Source organism: Bradyrhizobium sp. ARR65 (assembly GCF_000472385.1).
Taxonomy (GTDB): Bacteria; Pseudomonadota; Alphaproteobacteria; order Rhizobiales; family Xanthobacteraceae; genus Bradyrhizobium.
The window spans coordinates 16,571-33,799 of sequence record NZ_AWZU01000066.1; the positions used below are offsets into that span (position 1 = coordinate 16,571).

Sequence of the window (17,229 nt, forward strand, 5' to 3'; positions counted from 1 at the left end):
GACCGCGCAAATAATCTTCGCCAATTTACTTTGGCTAACCAACGGTTTGCGCTACATATAGGGTAGTGTCGGGTGATACGGCCCCAAAAGGGAAGCAAGATGAGCATCGAGCAATTTATCGAAAATGAAGTGAAGTCGAACGACGTCGTGCTGTTCATGAAGGGCACGCCGCAGTTTCCGCAGTGCGGTTTTTCCGGCCAGGTGGTGCAGATCCTGGATCATCTCGGCGTCGGCTATAAGGGCCTGAACGTTCTCGAATCGGCCGAACTGCGGAATGGCATCAAGGTCTATTCCAACTGGCCGACCATTCCTCAGCTCTATGTGAAGGGCGAGTTCGTTGGCGGCTGCGACATCGTCCGCGAGATGTTCCAGGCCGGTGAATTGCAGCAGTTGTTTTCCGATAAGGGCATCCCCGTCGACGCGCCGGCGGCCTGAACATGTTCACGCGCCAATTCGCTGGCGCGCAGTTGGAAGTCATCGTCGCCGACATCACGACCCTCAGCGTCGATGCTATTGTCAACGCCGCCAATACCACTCTCCTCGGTGGCGGTGGCGTTGACGGCGCGATTCACCGCGCAGCGGGACCTCAGCTACTGGCCGAGTGCCGCAAGCTTGGCGGCTGCGCCACAGGCGATGCGAAGATCACCAAAGGATATCGGTTGCCCGCGCGGCATGTGATCCATGCCGTTGGGCCGGTCTGGCATGGCGGCGAAAGGGGCGAAGAGGAAGCCCTGGCGTCGTGCTATCGCCGCGCAATCGAGTTGTGCGCGGCGGGCCGGCTAACCTCGGTGGCCTTCCCGGCCATTTCAACCGGCATCTATCGCTTTCCGGCCGACCGGGCAGCGGACATCGCTGTGAAAACGACATCGGAGGCGCTAGCCGCGGCGCCATCGCTCGCCCGCGTCATCTTCTGCTGCTTCTCTGAGCCGAGTGCACGGCTGCATGCAGAGGCTTTGGCTAGCCTAAAGGACGCTTGTGCCAATCGAGCCCGCCATTAAACTCCCCCCAAAAGCCACGGGGAGGAAGCATGAGCTCGCATCATGTGCTGCGGTCGCTCGCCTGCACCATATTGTTTGCGATTGTGGGATGGTCGGCCCACGCCGAAGGCACGTTCGACATCCCGGCCGGTGCGCATTTCAACAAGCAGAAGCTTGAGCGTGTCGGTGATTACCTGCGCGACCAGGTGGCGCAAGGCAAGATCCCTGGGGCGATCCTCCTGATCCAGCAGCACGGGGTGCCGGTCTACCACGAGTTCTTCGGGGTCCGCGACGTCGTGACGGGGGCGCCGATGACCGACGACACCATCTTCCGCCTGTTCTCGATGACGAAGCCGATCACCAGCGTGGTCGCCATGATGCTGATCGATGACGGTAAACTCTCGCTCGACGACCCCGTTGCGAAATACATCCCGTCCTTCGCAAAGGTTCAAGTCGGCGTCGAGCGAAAGAACGAGGATGGGACGAAAGCGTTCGACCTGGTGCCGCCAAACCGCCCGCCGACCGTTTTCGACCTGATGACCCAGACCTCCGGCATCACCTATGGCTTTTATGGCGACAGCCTCGTGCGCAAGGCCTATGCCGCCGCCAACATCTATGCCGGCGACTTTGACAACGCTGAGTTCGCCGAGCGCATTGCAAAGCTGCCGCTGGCCAACCAGCCGGGCGCGCTCTGGCAATACGGCCATTCCACCGACATTCTCGGTCGGATCATGGAGATCGTCAGCGGAAAATCGCTGCTTGGTGTCGAGCGTGAGAAATTGCTGGATCCGCTCGGCATGAATGATACCGCTTTTTACGTGACGGATCCCGCCAAGCGCACACTCATCGCCAAGGCCATGCCGAGCGACAGTGATTTCCGCGTCGGCTTTGAAAGCGATGCCGACAAGCCGATGAAATGGGAGTCCGGTGGTGGCGGCATGGTCTCCACCATGCACGACATGGCGCGCTTCGCGCAGATGGTGCTCGACGGCGGAAAATTCGGCGGCAAGCAATATCTCAGCCCCAAAGCCTACGAGCAGATGACCACGGACCATGTCGGCCCGGGCTCGGGCGTGGAACGCGACTACTATTATTTCCCCGGCGACGGTTTCGGCTTCGGGCTGGGTTTCGGCGTGCGCACCGATGCCGGCCATGCCAAGCCGCCGCCGCCCGGCTCGCTCGGCGAACTGAAATGGGACGGCGCCAGCGGCTGTTATTTTGTGGTTGACCGCAAACAGGACATGTTCTTCGTACTGTTGGAGCAGACACCGTCGGAGCGCCAAAGAATCCAGCCGGCTGTGAAGAAGCTGATCTATGAAGCCCTGGAGAACTGACGGGTCCATGGTGGCTAGGTGGGTAGGGTTCGCGGTCATCGCCGGGCTCGCAGCAGTGGGGGCGACCGCCGCGCTTGCGGACATCACGGCCTCGGCCGCAGCAAGCTTTTCGCAAGCGGGTCTCGAGCAGGTCAGCAACTATATGCGCCGTGAGATCGCGACCGGAAAAATACCGGGCGCAATCCTGCTGATCCAGCAGCATGGCAAGCCCGTCTATTACGAAAAGTTCGGCTTGCGCGATGTTCCGTCCAAACTGCCGATGACGGACGATACCATCTTCCGCCTCTACTCCATGTCGAAGCCGGTCACTGCGGTGGCGGCAATGATGCTGGTCGACGACGGCAAGCTTTCGCTCGACGATCCCGTCGCAAAGTATATTCCGGCCTTTGCCGACGTGAAGGTCGGGGTCGAAAAGCGCGACGAGGGCGGCAAGCAGGCGCTCATGCTGGAGCCGCTCCAGCGCCCTATCACGGTCCTGGACCTGCTGCGGCAGACCTCCGGTCTCACTTACGGGTTTTACGGCGAGGGCGCTGTGCGAAAGCTCTACGCCCACTCCGGCCTCTACAGCGGCGAGTTTGACAATGCAGAGTTCGCCGCGCGCCTGGCGAAGCTGCCGCTGGTCGAGCAGCCCGGCACGGTGTGGGACTATGGCCATTCCATCGACGTTCTCGGCCGGGTGATCGAGGTGGCGTCCGGGAAATCGCTGTTCGAGTTCGAGAAGGAGCGGCTGCTGGATCCCTTGGGCATGACCCACACCGCATTCTACGTTGCGGATGAGACGAAGCGGCCATTGATCGCCCAATTCATGCCGGACGATCTCTTGCCCTCGATCGCCGGTATCAAGGATCCGACCGAGCGCAGCCGCTGGGAGTCCGGCGGCGCCGGCATGGTTGGAACGCTGGGCGACTACGCACGCTTCGCGCAGATGCTCTTGAACGGCGGGACGTTGGATGGGAAGCGCTATCTGAAACCGGAGACGGTGGCGCTGATGACGTCCGACCATATCGGCCCCGGCAGCGGGATTGCGTACACTTATCTCTATTTCCTGGGCACCCATAGCGGATATGGTCTGGGCCTCGCCGTGATCACATCGCCGCCGCCCCATAAGCACTGGCAGGCCGGCGAATATGGCTGGGATGGCGTCGGCGGCACGTTCTTCTACGTCGATCCCAAAGACGATCTGTTCGTGCTCTGCATGATGCAGACGCCATCGCACCGCGGGGAGATCGAGACCGAATTGCCGATCCTGATCGGTCGGGCGATGCGGCACTCGACCAGGCCCTAACCGGCTCTGATGATCTCCCGCACGTGACTGACCGTCTCCTCGACCATCGCGGCGGTAACGTCGAGATGGGTGCAGGCGCGGATGCGACCGTCCATCATGGCGAGCAGGACGCCGCGCTTACGCAACTCGGTCACCATTTTATTGCCTGGGATGCCGGCGCCGTCCGGGGTGAAGAACACCAGATTGGTCTCGGGCTCTTGCACCTTGAGGCCGGCAATCTGCAACAGTCCGCGCGCCAGCGCCCGCGCGTTGGCGTGGTCCTCGGCAAGCCGGTCGACATGATGGTCCAGCGCGAAAACGCAGGCGGCGGCGCAAATGCCCGCTTGGCGCATGGAGCCGCCGAGCCGCTGCTTCCAGCGCCAGACCTCGTCGATGAAGGCGCGCGAGCCCGCAAGCACGCCGCCGATCGGCGCACCCAGGCCCTTGGAGAAGTCGATCCAGGCGGAGTCCCAGCCCTCGGCCATGGCGCGGGCCGAGATGCCGGTCGCCACACAGGCGTTCAGAAGGCGAGCGCCGTCCATGTGGGTGGCAAGGCCGGCGGCTTTGGCGATCCGCACGAGCTCCTCGAGCACGCCCTTTTTCCAGATCGTGCCGCCGCCGATATTGGCGGTCTGCTCGACGCTGAGGAGCGTCTGCGGCGGCTGGTAGCGGGTGCGCGGATGCAGCGCCTTGCGCAGCGTATCGGGGGAGAATTGTCCGTCCGCGCCCGGCAGCGGCGTAATCTGCAAGCCGCCGAGCGCCGCATGCGCGCCGCCTTCGCGCGCGATCAGATGTGCACTCTCATGCGCCAGGATCTCATCGCCAGGGCGGCAATGCACGAGGGTCGCGGCAACGTTACACATGGTGCCCGAGGGCATGAACACCGCGGCCTCTTTGCCCAGGAGGTCGGCGACACGCTCGCACAGCAGATTGACTGTCGGATCGTCGCCGATCTGCTCGTCGCCGACCTCGGCGCGCGCCATGGCTTCGCGCATAGCGGGGGTCGGGCGCGTCTGGGTGTCGGACAGAAGATTGACGCGGACCGGCGGCGCGTTGGGATCGCGCGGGGGAGGGGTGTAGAGCATGAAAAACCTCGTCTCTCACCACTTGAACAAAAGGCCCCGGCAGAACCGGGGCCTTCGATATCGTGGGCCAGCGCGACCGATCAGCGCGAATAGAATTCGACGATCAGGTGCGGCTCCATCTGCACCGGGAACGGCACGTCGGCGAGCCCGGGCACGCGGATGAACTTCGCGGTCATCTTGGAGTGATCGACGTCGATGTAGTCGGGCACGTCGCGCTCGGGAAGCTGGCTCGCCTCGAGCACCAGCGCGAGCTGCTTGGAGGCTTCCTTGACCTCGACGACGTCGCCGACCTTGAGCTGATAGCTCGCAATGTTGACGCGGCGGCCGTTCACCTTGATGTGGCCGTGATTGATGAATTGGCGGGCGGCGAAGATCGTCGGCACGAACTTGGCGCGATAGACCAGGGCATCGAGACGGCGCTCGAGCAGCCCGATCAGGTTCTCGCCGGTGTCGCCCTTGAGACGGCTGGCCTCGACATAAATGCCGTGGAACTGCCGCTCGCTGATATTGGCGTAATAACCCTTCAGCTTCTGCTTGGCGCGAAGCTGTACGCCGAAGTCGGAGAGCTTGCCCTTGCGGCGCTGGCCGTGCTGGCCGGGGCCGTATTCACGGCGGTTGACGGGGCTCTTCGGGCGGCCCCAGATGTTCTGGCCCATGCGGCGATCGATCTTGTACTTCGCCTCACTGCGCTTACTCATCGCGTCCTCTTTAGCTCGGCCCCGTCGCAGGACGGCGGCCGGTGTAGGTGGTTGAAGTTTGAGGAAACGCGCCCTCCTGTGCGCCGGGCACGCCCGGCACCGACAGATCCACCCCTTAAGCCTAAGAGGTCGACCACGGGTCGCGAAACGCTTCGCGGGCCGAAATCGGCCCGCGAGCAGGGGGCTTTTAGGAGGAAATCGGGTTCTTTGTCAACGAATTCCGCCGTCATTCCGGGGCGGTCTGAAAGACCGAGCCGGGAACCTCGAGATCCCGGGTTCGCTGCTGCGCACCGCCCCGGAATGAGGCCAAGAGCCTTCATTTCGCTATCGCCCGCACCGGCTTGCCTTCCGCCTGCCGGCTGCCGCGCAGTTCGGCTGATATTTCGCCGTTCAGCACCTGTTCCAGACGCGTCATGGCCTTGGCGATCGGGGCTGCATCGGTAACCCGGTGATCCCAGCGGATGACGACATCGATGGCGTGGTCGGGCCGCACCAGCCCGTAGCTCAGGACGAACGGACCGGGGCCGATGGCGTGGAGCTCGCCGCCGCCGGAAGCGGCCGCCGAGGTCACGCCGTAATTGCCGAAATTGGTGGCGTGCCAGCGCCCGGTCCGCCCGGCGAGCCACCAGCCCAGCCGGCGCAGCGGCTGCGGCACGCCGCACATCCTCTTGATCCGCCGGAACGACCCGACCTCGTCGAGCGGCGCGTGCTTGGCGCGCCGGAGCTGGGCATCGATCTCCGCAAGCGGCATGTCGTCGGCACCCAGGACCCGCTCCATCAGGATGCATTCTTCGCCGTTCTCGACGCGGGCGATCGCCACCATGGCCGCGCAGCGCGGCAGCTCGTAGAAATGCGGCCGCGGCCAATGGGCGTAGAGCGTGCGCAGGATGGGCTCATCGCGGGCCACGAGCGCAAAGGCCTTGACGAAGATCGCGGCCCAGCCGGGCGGCTGAGCCACGCCCGCGCGCGTCGCGATGAGCTGCCGCACATCGAGCGGACGCGACAGCGATACGAAGGGCACCTCCATCGACGCGCGCATCAGATCAATGACGAAGCGGCGCGGCAGTGAGATCTTTCGATGAGTTCCCCGCATTCCCCAAAGCTCAGGTTACAAAGGCTCAGCTTGCACCGGCAGCGAGTCGGAAGCATCTCAGCCCGCGGGCCAGTGGTCTAGCACGAACCGCCCCGCATGGACGCCCGCTTTGTGGCCAGGGCTGGGCGAACGCCGGTTTTTTTCCGCAAGCGCAACGACAAGAAAGCGTGTCAGCGCTTGATGCCGGCAAAACTCGCGGCAATGCCGCGCTGGAACAGCGACCAGTCGAACCCCAGGGCGAGCGCGACATAGCCGCGCGCGATCATGGCGTTGGCCTGTTCGGCGCTGCGTGCCACCCCGCCGATCGGCACGCCACTTTTCAAGATGCCTTCCTCGGCGCGCGCGATCAGCAGCATCACTTCGGGATCATCGATCAGGCCGCGCTTGTTCACCGAGGTGGCGAGATCGCCGGGCCCGATCACAGCGATATCGATGCCCGGCGTCGCCATGATCTCGTCGATGTTCTTGACGGCCTCGACGTGCTCGATGGTGATCATGCAGATCATGTCGTCATCGGCGCTCGCCATGTAGTCGGCCATCGACACGCCCCAGCGGAACGGCGCGTGAAACGGGCCCCACAGCCGCTCGCCGCGCGGCGGATAGCGTAGGGCGCGCACGGCCTTTTCCGCATCACTGCGATTGAGGATCATCGGAAAGTTGATGCCGAGCGCGCCGATATCCATCGGCGCCTTCGCAAGCCAGGGCTCGTTCGAGGCAATCCGCGCGAAGGGCACGCAAGGCGTGCCCGATGTCGCCGTGATCATCGCATGCGCTGCATTCAAATCGATCGGGCCGTGCTCGAGATCGACGATGATCCAGTCGAGCCCCGAGCGCGCCATGATCTGCACGGTCTGAATTGAGGGAATGGTCGCGATGGCGCCAAAGGTCGGGCGCCTCTCGCGCCACTCCTTGCGCAGGCGATTGAGGGGAGTGGGCGTGTCAGGCATAGCTATCGCTTGCTCCTGCGGATCAGGCGGGAACGCGGCCGCCGAAGAAAGGCATCAGCGCGCGGCTCAAATTGTGCGGGCGCTTCGAGGTGAAGATCAGCTCGGCGTCGGGCTCGTCGGGCTCGCCGTGGTGCGTGCTCAGGAGATCGCAGACCCTGCGCGCGATCGCCGGCGCCGGATCGATCCAGTCGACCCTCCACGGCGCGAGTTTCACCAGGCGATCGAGCAGGAGCGGGTAGTGCGTGCAGGCGAGCACGACGGTGTCGGTGCGCGCGCCCGGACCATCGCTCCCGCCGACGAAGCAGGGGGCGATCTCGGCCGCGATCGCGGCATCGCTTATGTCGTTGCCGCTCAGCGCGCGTTCCGCGAGTGCGGCCAGTTCGGGCGAGCCGACCAGCGTCACCTCGCAGCCTCCAGCGAAATCGCGGATCAGCGCGCGGGTATATTCGCGCTGTACGGTCCCCTTGGTGCCGAGCACTGAGACGCGCCGGGTCTTCGACTTCACGCAAGCCGGCTTGATTGCGGGCACGGTTCCCACGAACGGCACGGAATAGGCGGCGCGCAGGTACGACATCACCAGCGTCGAGGCGGTGTTGCAGGCGATCACCACGAGATCGGGCGCGTGCCGCGCGATCAGTTCGCCGATCAGCGGCACCACGCGGCCGATGATCTCGTCCTCGCTGTGTTGGCCGTAGGGGAAGAAGGCGTCGTCGGCGACATAGACGTAGCGCGCGTCAGGGCGTGCCGCCACGATCTCGCGCAGCACCGTGAGGCCGCCGAGGCCGGAGTCGAAGACGAGGATGGTGGGACGAATTGGCACGGCTAAAATTCTAACGGGTAAGAAGTTATTAATCGGTTGTCTTCATGGCAGACGTAACCTCGCCGTCATTCCGGGGCACGCGAAGCGTGAACCCGGAATCTCGAGATTTCCGGGTTTGCCTCGGAGCCTGTCATCGGGCCCCCCTTTGCGCGGACCCGATGGAGGCGCCCCGGTATGACGTCGCCACGCGAACAGGCATTCTCGCGACGGATTGCGTCCGAGTTGTGCCAAGAAATGGCGCCCCTCCGAAATTAAAAGGGCGCAGGGAAGACCGAGGGAAGNCCGGGTGCCCGCCGCACCCGCGGCCCCGTGTGCAAAAAATGCGCGAGAAGCGCAACACGGGAGTAACCGCAGGTAAGGCGGAAGCATTCCGGCCTTTCCTGCGCGAGTGGTTTACGGCTTACTCCGCGCTCCCCGGTGAGCCAGACGTTGTTGTCACCGTCACCCGCGCGATGCGAGAAGCACCGCCCGCGACCTTAGCGCCAGCCTTCGGGCGCCAGGGCCACACGGCTTCGCCGTCCGCGAAGGAATGCCGTTCGTCAGACAGCACCAACGCGTCCACCGCATCTCCGGCCCAACGTATGTGACGATCGCGATACGCCCCACTCTCGGGCCGGGACGGCGATGAGTAATCGTAAACTTCGGGAAAAACGAAAGAGAAAAATTTTTGCTCGAACGACTGGACAGCTCGAATCGGCTTGAAGCGCCTCATGAAACTAGATTTTGCGCGCATTGATTTTCACCGACCTGCGCACCCCGGAGCAGCGCGACCGAGGCATAAATCGAAAGCGTTTGCCCCGGCGCGGAGCGAATCAGGGTGCAGCGCTCTGGGTGAAATGCGCAAGGCGCGCTATTCGGCGCAGACAAACCATGATCTCGAAAGTGGTGATCTGACGAATGTACGCTTACACTTCAAGAGCGGCGCAGGAGCAGACGTTCTGGAAAGGTCCTTCGGGGCCATAAGCCGCCCTACAGTATCCAAAGTACGAGGGCCCTTACGCAGCTCTCAGCATCTGCATGAAACTCCGATTTTCTGCCGCACCCGCTTGCGGTCGACCGGCCCCTTGGCTGCAAATTGCCGAGAACGGCAGATTACGCTGGGTCTTGTTATGATGGCTTGACGCAAAGATGACCGTTGAGTTTAAAAAATGAAGCGCCGTCGCGGCCCGCTCGCGAGGCTGCCAGTTCAGGCACCCGCGCCGCGAAGATGGCAGCTGCACAACAACAACCAAAAAAAGCACGGTCATTTGATTCGCGAGAAACCGTCATCACGGCATCGACTGAGGGCGAGTAAGTTGCCCCGGCCTCGTTGAAGGCAATTCTTATCTCATCAGATAACAGAGAGGGGGCGAAGAAATGTTTCGATTTCGTGACGATTTGTTGTCAACTGCCGCGATCGCGGGAGCGATGCTCGCTTGCGGCGTCGCGGGCGCGCACGCCGATAGCGACGGTCATTCGCACGAACATGGCTACAAGCACGTGCTGTTGATCAGCGTCGATGGCATGCACTCCGTCGATTTGAAGCGCTGGGTCGAGAGCCGTCCCGGCGGCAACTTCGCCAAGCTCGCCGACAATGGCGTCGTCTATCCCAATGCCTACACCACCGCTCCGTCGGACAGCTATCCCGGCATGCTCGCGCAGGTCACCGGCGCGACGCCGAAGTTAGGCGGCCTGTTCTATGACGACAGCTACGACCGCACCGTATATCCCTCCAAAGCCTTCTACACCAGCCAGGGTCTTCCAGACCCGGGTTGCGGAGGTGCGCCTGGAAGCGAGCTCACCAACTTCGAGGCGCTCGACAAGAGCTACAATTACTCCACCCAGCTGGCAGCCGATTTCACCGGCGGCGGCACGCTTGGTCAGGTCTACACCCAGCTCGATCCGGACCACATGCAGCGCAAGCTAGTCAATGGACAGTGCGTTCCGGTCTATCCCCACGAATACGTGCGTACCAACACGATCTTCGAAGTGATCAAGGCGGCTGGAATGCGCACGGCGTGGTCCGACAAACATCCGGCCTACGAGAACCTGGCGGGCCCGTCGGGCGCCGGCCTCGACGAACTCTACGCGCCGGAGATCAATTCGCAGGACACGCTCGATCCCGGCGCCCAGGAAGGCGACGACTACACCACCAGCTACACCGGCGTCCGCAGCTACGATTCACTGAAAGTAAAAGCGGTTCTGAACTGGATCGACGGTTATAACGGCGCGCGAACTCAACGTCAGCCCGTACCCGCGATCTTCGGCATGAACTTCCAGGCGGTCAGCGTTGGCCAAAAGCTCGCGAAGGCGGGCAACGCAGACTCGGACAAGTCGCTCACGGGCGGCTATGCCGACGCCCAGGCGACACCCGGCAATGCTCTAACGCTGCAATTCCAGTTCGTGGACGACGCGCTCGGCAAGTTCATCAACGAACTCAAGGTGCAGAATCTCTACGATTCGACGTTGATCATCGTCAGCGCCAAACATGGCCAGTCGCCGATCAACGTCATGGACCGCGTGGCGATCTCCGACGCGCTGTATAGCGGCGCGCCCGGCTTCGGCGCCAACGGCTTCGAGATCTGCGACGACGAGGCGCTGGTCTGGTTGTCGCCGGAATTGCAACAGGCGACCAATCCGGCGACCGGCCAGCCCTACTATGCGGATGCCAAGGCCTACATTCTGGCCCACGCAAGTGCTCTGCATATCAAAGAGTTGCTCGATCGTGACGAATTGACTCGGCGCTACGAGGATCCGTTCCACAATAGCCGCGTGCCGGACTTTATCGCCATTACCGATCATGGCGTCATTTGCACCGGCGGGAGCAAGCTTGCGGAGCATGGCGGTTTTTCCCAGGACGATCGTAACGTGGCGCTGGTGGTCTCCTCGCCGCGTATCAAGCACGCGAAAGTCGTCGAGGACACCACCTTCACCACCCAGATCGCGCCGACGATCCTCGATGCGCTCGATCTCGACCCGCGCAGCCTCGAGGCGGTGCGCGAGGAGGGCGTTCAGGTCCTGAAGAGGTAAGGCTGAAGCCGCAGGGTCGTCTCAACGTCGGCCCCCTTCGAGTAGGAAAAGCTGTCCCGCCGCGCTCTGCGCGACGGGACTTTCGCTTTCAGCTGCGGCGCGAAGAATGACAGCTGCTCCGTTTGTCTAAACAGGCTGCAGGGTCTTTTGCTGGGCGGCCAAAGGCCCGGGTCACGAGAGTCGATTTGGCGCCGTGCCGACCATGTCGGGGTTACCCGCGACAGCCGATTTCGAGACAAGCGCCGGGGGCGCTCGAGAAGGGCCAAGACCCGGCTTCTCCAAGGCGCGGGGCTCTGCGGCCCGGGCTACGACTATAGGTCTGGAACCTCAGATTGTGATGAGCATTCTATAGGTGCCGTGCCGAACTTGAGCCCCTCCGAGAGTCCAGGAGGACCAATGACTTCGATGAAAACCAGTTGCTGCATCGCTGGCGGTGGCCCCGCCGGAATGATGCTCGGTTTCCTGTTAGCGCGTGCGGGGGTTGCGGTTGTCTTGCTTGAGAAGCACAAGGATTTCCTGCGCGATTTCCGCGGCGATACCGTCCACCCGTCGACCCTCGAAATGATGCAGGAGCTTGGATTGCTCGAGGAGTTCCTCCAAATTCCGCATTCGACGTTGCGGGAAATGTCGCTGCAGATCGGAGACGAGCAGCTGGTCATCGGGCATTTCGAGCATCTGCCGGTACATTGCAAATTCATTGCGATGATGCCCCAGTGGGATTTTCTCGATTTTCTGGCCGATCACGCCAGGCGCTATTCGACTTTCGATCTGCGGATGAGCAGCGAGGCGACCGATCTTGTATTCGATGATGACCGGGTCGCAGGCGTCCGCGCAACGACGCCGGATGGCGAGATCGAAATCCATGCGATCTCACCGTCGGTTGCGACGGCCGCCATTCGACCTTGCGTCAGCGCGCCGGGTTCAGTGTTGAAAACCTCGGCGCGCCGATGGACGTGATGTGGTTCCGCATATCCCGCAACGACAGTGATCCCGGTGAAGCGCTTGGCCATGTTGAAAGCGGGCGAATGCTGGTCATGCTCAACCGCAACAACTATTGGCAATGCGCTTATCTCATTCCGAAAGGCACCGCCGGCAAGCTCCAGCAGGCCGGTCTCGACAATTTCCGCGATAGCATCGCGGACATCTCGCCGTTCCTCCGTGACCGGCTGCATGAAATCAGCAGCTGGGAGGATGTGAAACTCCTGACCGTCGAAGTGGATCGCTTGCGGCGATGGTATCGGCCTGGGCTCATCTGCATCGGTGATGCGGCGCATGCCATGTCCCCCATTGGCGGGGTCGGGATCAATCTGGCAGTGCAGGATGCGGCGGCCGCCGCCAATATTCTTGCCGAGCCGCTGCGGCGTGGAATCGTAACGATCGACACGCTGAAGCAGGTTCAGGACCGGCGCGAATTTCCAGCACGCGTGACCCAGCGTCTGCAGATCGTCGTGCAGAACAAGGTGATCGCGCCCGCGCTCACAAACAAAAGCGAGCGACCGAAGGCGCCACTGTTCCTTAAGATGATGCAATGGCCGTTGCTGCGGCGACTTCCAGGACGTCTGCTGGCGTTTGGTGTCCGCCCCGAGCACATCCATACTATGGCAGCGTGAACCGTTTCGGGTCATGCGAAGAACTGAGCGTGAGCAAACCTAGACCGCTATGCCGCACTAACCGGACCTCAATGAGAGGTGTCGCGACTTCGCTGATGGGCCAACAAGAGTCGATTCAATCGGGTCACAAGGCTTCAGGAACGCATTTCCGATATTTCGGTTCAACGAGCCTCGGACTTCCTTTGTTCCGGCGGGCAAAGGCGTCTTCAGCCAGATGAAAAGCCCGCCGGCAAAAGTAGCGGCGGGCTTCACGCTCAAACAGGAGCTGCTGCAAGCTCAGTTGCGATCGTGGTCGCGTTCGGCGAGGTCCCTGACCTGGTCGATCAAGGCTCTAGCGCGGTGGGCCAGGCCATTTTCGTTGCCTTCGCCGACGGGCTGGTTATGGAATGCCGCGTTGTTCAGCACCGTCTTGATCTGACCGGCGAGTTCATCGCGGTCCTCCGTGATGTCGCCGATTCGGGACAAATAGCGGCTATACACCTTGTCGTTCGCGGTGACGGAGCGGTTCGCCCACGCCAGGCTGGCGCGGCCGAGTTCGCCCTTCGGCGCATTCAACTGCTTGAACGCTTGAGCCAGCTCGATGAAATTCTCGCGGCTCTCGCGGATGCCTGGCGGCAGCGCATTCTGCTGCATGAACTCGGCGACGACGCGGCCTTCATGGACATAGTCGTCGGTCAGGCCCAGCAACGCCATAACAGTCGGCCGCACGTCGGCATGATCAGTGAACACATCGTCGTGGCGGCCGAGCCGTTGCACGCCAGGTCCCACCATGGCAACCCAGGTCCGGGTGATCTGGTTCTGGAAGTCACCGTGGTTCCAGGCAAAGCCCGGACCTTCGCACACGACGTCGGTCGGCGTCGCGCATCCGTTGTTGTTGCCCGTCTCGAAGAAGTAGTTGTCGTTGCCGAAGATGGTAAAGGTCGGCGTACGCTGCGGGCTGAAGGTGACCATGTGCAATAGCTTCATTTCGGCCCGATCAGCCAGCAGCTTCGACAGCTTGTCCGTGTTGCCGGTGATCGGGTTCGTGGCAGTGAGCGCGTCGATGTCATGCTCCATGGTCCGGGTGAGGCTGTCGGTCGCTCCCGGATTGGTGTTGATGTACATGGTGGGAGCGTCGTCGCTGTGGATCGAGAACGGCGTGCTGTTCATGCGTTGCGTGAGCAGGACCTTGTCGATCGATAGGTCGATCTCGCCGACATTCTTGTAGGTGCAAGGCGTGGTCACGCCGTCGCAATTCGCCGGGCTGGGCGGGCCGCCGACAAAATGGTCGTTTTCATCCGGCACGACGACAAACAGCGTATTGGTCTCGTTGATGCCATCCGCCTTGAGGCGCGTGAAGAACTTGCCGAAAGCCTGATCGTAGGCCTTGAGCGCCGCGACATAACCGGCCTCGCCCGGACCGTAGGCATGACCGCTATTCGGGGTGGGGGGAGCATTCGGGATGTCCAGACGCTGCGGATCGTGCGCATCGGCAACATAGGTGTAAACAACCTGAACGCCGGCTTCGAGCATTTTTGCAGCGTAGCCAAGCGAGGCTGTTGCCGAAGGGTCGAAGTTGGTGGGAAAGCCCGGCTTGTTCGAGTTGGGATCGGTGATCACCTGTCCGTCGAGATCTTTCACATAAGCGCCCGGCGAGATCACCGGCTGTACGTTGATGTTGCCGTAAAGCGCGGAGAAGCCGTTATAACCGCCGGGCTCATCGGGAAGGAGATCGGGCTTCGCAAAGGAGTTGTTGCACAGCGCGCTGCCTTTCGCGCAGTGAATCGCAACGCCTTCATAGTCCTGCGTTGCTGCGGTGGAAGCGACGGTCGAACCAAAGATATTGGCGATGTCCGTCTTGTTTTCGATTGCAAGCCCATTCAGGGAGAAGGCGCCCACGTCGCAGCCGGCGCGCGTGAATACGGGCCAGGGAGCCGGGGCGTTCTTGCCGTTCTCATTCACGAGGACGGGAAGGTTTTCGCCTGCTTCAGGATGGCTCTGCGCCGTTGTGGTCGTCCAGTAGACAAAGGACGTCTGAAAAACGGCCGAGGAATTGTCCGCCTTGAAAATCCCGAAGCTGTTCGAGACCGGACTGCCGTGACGATCGCCGTAGACACCCGTCAACCCTGTGAGAATGTCGTCGGCCGTGTGGGAGATCAGCGGAGTGTAGTGATTGCCGCTGATGACGCCTTTTCCTTGCACGAAATTCAACAGGTTCGGCATCTGCTCGAGGTCGGACGGCACGTTCGGATTGTCGCGCCTCAGGTGCACGTTGTCGAAAATAATGTAGACCACGCGCGTGATCTTGCCGCCCGACGAATTCAGCTGGCACGCAGCCGTGGCCGTTTGCGAGGCCGCACCCAGAAAGAACAGTCCCAGCGCCAACGTAATTGACGAGCGTAACGAAATTCTCAAATTTTTCATCGCCCTCTCCCGACGTCGGCGGGTGAAATTCGAAAACAAAATGCCGACGGCGCTCCATTATGTTGCGATGTGTTGCAGCGACTTGACACGACGATGACTTGTTGGGTGGCACGCACATGAAAGCGCGCGTTTTACGACGCACGCGGGATAAGTCGCGTAATCAATCTGTCATCGTGCCGACATGGCACCGAAACGCGGCTTCAGGCTTTCAAGTCCCGCCTTGAGCAAAGTGGATACGATGGTCCGCACAGCGAGGTCGGGTTGGCCATTTGCCAGATGGAAAGGGGTCTGAGCGCACTCCGGCAAACAAACGAAAGACGCCGTCGGGGAGTCGAAGAACCTCTTTCATCATTCAGGACGAAGCGAAGTGTCGGCCCATCAGGCAGCGTAGCGGTGCTGCCCCGTTGGACTGGCTTCTCTCCCCCGGTGCCGCGCTCCAGGACATCAAATCGAAACGTAAAGCGAATCTCCTCGGTGTCCGTATCGAAATTGGCATCGTCGCCCAGGCCGGCCACGGTCGCGCGTCGAACGACGATCCCGTGATTGACCACCGTAGTAGCGAGGAAGCGGCTGCAATGGTCGTGGAGTGAAGGGGGCGGGTCATCGACGATGAATCGGGCCACCTGGCAACGGGAGGAGCCCGAAGCTCAACGGAAGGCGGCAACCTTCAAATCGAGAGGTTCAAGTCCGGATCTGTGAGGCTCGGGTGAAAGTCCCTGGGCCTACTCGGCAAGAAGAGACATCGCCACATGCGCTTCCTTTTAGCTGCAGCCTCATGCTGGCCCTTTGCCCGATGACCGCGGACGTGTGCGCCAACCAACAGCAATAAGCCACTCCTGATAATCGTGCTCGAAGCGTTCACGGTCCGCTGGCAGCGGCTGAGGTTTGGCGCGAGCAAGTATCTCAGCGAGAGGTTCGAGACCCGCCTCGCGACGTCGTTCGTCCACTCCCTCTGGATCCTCGATCGTGTGCGGCCGCATGTTGCCGTGCGCATCCGGCTCGAGCTGCGTGCCGTAGACCTGCGGCTTTCCTTCGAATACACGGATCCTGTCCTCCAGCATGGCCGGCTGCCAGGTTGGGACCAGGCGCTCGTGCGCGGCCGCGGCAAGGAACTTAAGGCACGAGCGCTGGAATTCCGGGTGCGCGATGGCGTGCTGGGCGATCAGCCAGGCGGCCTCCGCGGCTCGTTTGCCGACCAGGCGCTCCGTCGGCCATCCGATCTGGGCCATGATCTCGCGGAGCCGCAACGCATTCCTATCGTGAACGGCGGACATACGTGGATCATAACCGTCGTACAGCGCTCCCGTCGCCGCAAGTTCATCACGTACCTTCTGATCGTGCTCCGCCATGGCGACGAGCTCGTCGGCAATTCTGCAATCCATACCGAAATGATGTCCCACAGTTGGCCCTTGAACGGGTAAAGCTTAGGCACGCGTTGCCATTGTGGCAACCAAACGCTCGAACAGGCGGGCTCCATAGGGTCGATGATTGGGGGCGGGCCGCGCAGAAAACGGACCCTCATGCGCAAGCCAGCCCGATACCGCGGACGCTATCGTTGGGCTTCCGTCTAGGGGGCGAGCTGCCGAACCCGGGCCCGGGCTTCGCGCGAGGGGACTCGACGTCAACGTTGTCAAGTCCGGCGTGGGATGTCCGACTTGGGTCGTGTGTCACGAGCATCGCCATGAGTACCGGCGATGCGGAACTGTACGAGAGATGAAGGAGGGCCCTTCGGGTTCGGCAATCAGGTGCTGATCTCAAGCCACCGCAAGCTGCTGCGGTCAAAAGCCGTGGTGGTGAGCGTTGCGGAAACGCCGGGACGAGATTCCGGCAGGCACGGTCGAGAGAGGCGAGCGCAAGCGAACCGCTGCAGAAGTGTCGAAAGCGGATTAGGCGATGTCAGAACCGGGGGGTGACCCTTCCTCCGGGATCAGCTCGGGGGATGCCTGAGACTGCCCGAGCGACATCCGGCATGTAGGCGGCGCGAAGCTC

The 17,229-nt window shown here is 62.2% G+C and carries 13 protein-coding genes and 1 pseudogene; 7 read left to right on the forward strand and 7 right to left on the reverse strand.

The features are described from left to right. The first annotated feature begins 99 nt into the window (after positions 1-99). From grxD to F758_RS0138745, 4 genes are read left to right on the forward strand one after another with little or no spacing between them, the layout of a single operon-like run. Positions 100-435: a Grx4 family monothiol glutaredoxin gene (gene grxD / locus F758_RS0138730; protein ID WP_024512859.1), complete on the forward strand. Its 336-nt coding sequence runs from the start codon at positions 100-102 to the stop codon at positions 433-435. A gap of 2 nt (positions 436-437) precedes the next feature. Further along, positions 438-998 (forward strand): O-acetyl-ADP-ribose deacetylase, encoded by a 561-nt coding sequence (locus F758_RS0138735; RefSeq protein ID WP_035724723.1) that lies wholly within the window; start codon positions 438-440, stop codon positions 996-998. A 29-nt stretch (positions 999-1,027) separates the two neighbouring features. Continuing rightward, entirely contained in the window at positions 1,028-2,311 is a 1,284-nt protein-coding gene (locus F758_RS0138740) for a serine hydrolase domain-containing protein (RefSeq protein ID WP_024512861.1), read from the forward strand. Positions 2,312-2,318: 7 nt separating this feature from the next. After that, on the forward strand, positions 2,319-3,596 hold the full coding sequence (locus tag F758_RS0138745) for a serine hydrolase domain-containing protein (RefSeq protein ID WP_024512862.1): 1,278 nt from the start codon (positions 2,319-2,321) through the stop codon (positions 3,594-3,596). Here F758_RS0138745 and F758_RS0138750 read toward each other — a convergent pair. The 5 genes from F758_RS0138750 to murI all read right to left on the reverse strand — a co-directional run bounded on the left by F758_RS0138750 (position 3,593) and on the right by murI (position 8,218). Continuing rightward, a complete protein-coding gene (locus F758_RS0138750) occupies positions 3,593-4,660 on the reverse strand; it encodes a threonine aldolase family protein (RefSeq protein WP_024512863.1) in 1,068 nt (355 codons plus the stop codon). The genes F758_RS0138745 and F758_RS0138750 overlap by 4 nt on opposite strands. Positions 4,661-4,740: 80 nt before the next feature. Continuing rightward, complete coding sequence (gene rpsD / locus F758_RS0138755) at positions 4,741-5,358, reverse strand: 30S ribosomal protein S4 (protein ID WP_024512864.1); 618 nt, start codon at positions 5,356-5,358, stop codon at positions 4,741-4,743. A gap of 316 nt (positions 5,359-5,674) precedes the next feature. Then, positions 5,675-6,451, reverse strand: coding sequence for a hypothetical protein (locus tag F758_RS0138760; protein WP_024512865.1), 777 nt, complete (start codon positions 6,449-6,451; stop codon positions 5,675-5,677). A gap of 170 nt (positions 6,452-6,621) precedes the next feature. Further along, entirely contained in the window at positions 6,622-7,398 is a 777-nt protein-coding gene (locus tag F758_RS0138765) for an HpcH/HpaI aldolase family protein (protein ID WP_024512866.1), read from the reverse strand. A 22-nt stretch (positions 7,399-7,420) separates the two neighbouring features. Next, the gene (gene murI, locus F758_RS0138770; RefSeq protein ID WP_024512867.1) at positions 7,421-8,218 is read right to left on the reverse strand and encodes a glutamate racemase; all 798 of its coding nucleotides are present in this window, start codon (positions 8,216-8,218) and stop codon (positions 7,421-7,423) included. Positions 8,219-9,574: 1,356 nt separating this feature from the next. On the opposite strand from murI, the gene F758_RS0138780 reads away from it, so the two are divergent. Beyond that, complete coding sequence (locus F758_RS0138780) at positions 9,575-11,227, forward strand: alkaline phosphatase family protein (RefSeq protein WP_024512869.1); 1,653 nt, start codon at positions 9,575-9,577, stop codon at positions 11,225-11,227. Positions 11,228-11,677: 450 nt separating this feature from the next. Next, positions 11,678-12,837 (forward strand): annotated as a pseudogene (locus F758_RS45615) (FAD-dependent oxidoreductase). Between the two features lie 276 nt (positions 12,838-13,113). Here F758_RS45615 and F758_RS0138790 read toward each other — a convergent pair. Continuing rightward, complete coding sequence (locus F758_RS0138790; protein WP_024512870.1) at positions 13,114-15,240, reverse strand: alkaline phosphatase family protein; 2,127 nt, start codon at positions 15,238-15,240, stop codon at positions 13,114-13,116. 404 nt (positions 15,241-15,644) lie between these two features. Between F758_RS0138790 and F758_RS0138795 the strand changes: the two genes are divergently transcribed. After that, a complete protein-coding gene (locus F758_RS0138795) occupies positions 15,645-15,830 on the forward strand; it encodes a hypothetical protein (protein WP_024512871.1) in 186 nt (61 codons plus the stop codon). A gap of 183 nt (positions 15,831-16,013) precedes the next feature. Here the strand turns inward: F758_RS0138795 and F758_RS50360 are convergent, their stop codons facing one another. After that, positions 16,014-16,622 carry a DUF6624 domain-containing protein gene (locus tag F758_RS50360; protein WP_210200110.1) on the reverse strand — a complete coding sequence of 203 codons (609 nt, stop codon included), beginning with the start codon at positions 16,620-16,622 and terminating at the stop codon, positions 16,014-16,016. Positions 16,623-17,229: the final 607 nt, after the last annotated feature.

What these genes read in the sequence shown, in the direction of transcription:
- F758_RS0138750 (WP_024512863.1), bottom strand. Translation starts at nt 4,660, where the DNA reads ATGCTCTACACCCCTCCCCCGCGCGATCCCAACGCGCCGCCGGTCCGC.
- F758_RS0138765 (WP_024512866.1), bottom strand. Translation starts at nt 7,398, where the DNA reads ATGCCTGACACGCCCACTCCCCTCAATCGCCTGCGCAAGGAGTGGCGC.
- F758_RS0138740 (WP_024512861.1), top strand. Translation starts at nt 1,028, where the DNA reads ATGAGCTCGCATCATGTGCTGCGGTCGCTCGCCTGCACCATATTGTTT.
- rpsD (WP_024512864.1), bottom strand. Translation starts at nt 5,358, where the DNA reads ATGAGTAAGCGCAGTGAGGCGAAGTACAAGATCGATCGCCGCATGGGC.
- F758_RS0138790 (WP_024512870.1), bottom strand. Translation starts at nt 15,240, where the DNA reads ATGAAAAATTTGAGAATTTCGTTACGCTCGTCAATTACGTTGGCGCTG.
- F758_RS0138760 (WP_024512865.1), bottom strand. Translation starts at nt 6,451, where the DNA reads ATGCGGGGAACTCATCGAAAGATCTCACTGCCGCGCCGCTTCGTCATT.
- grxD (WP_024512859.1), top strand. Translation starts at nt 100, where the DNA reads ATGAGCATCGAGCAATTTATCGAAAATGAAGTGAAGTCGAACGACGTC.
- F758_RS0138780 (WP_024512869.1), top strand. Translation starts at nt 9,575, where the DNA reads ATGTTTCGATTTCGTGACGATTTGTTGTCAACTGCCGCGATCGCGGGA.
- F758_RS50360 (WP_210200110.1), bottom strand. Translation starts at nt 16,622, where the DNA reads ATGGATTGCAGAATTGCCGACGAGCTCGTCGCCATGGCGGAGCACGAT.
- F758_RS0138745 (WP_024512862.1), top strand. Translation starts at nt 2,319, where the DNA reads ATGGTGGCTAGGTGGGTAGGGTTCGCGGTCATCGCCGGGCTCGCAGCA.
- F758_RS0138735 (WP_035724723.1), top strand. Translation starts at nt 438, where the DNA reads ATGTTCACGCGCCAATTCGCTGGCGCGCAGTTGGAAGTCATCGTCGCC.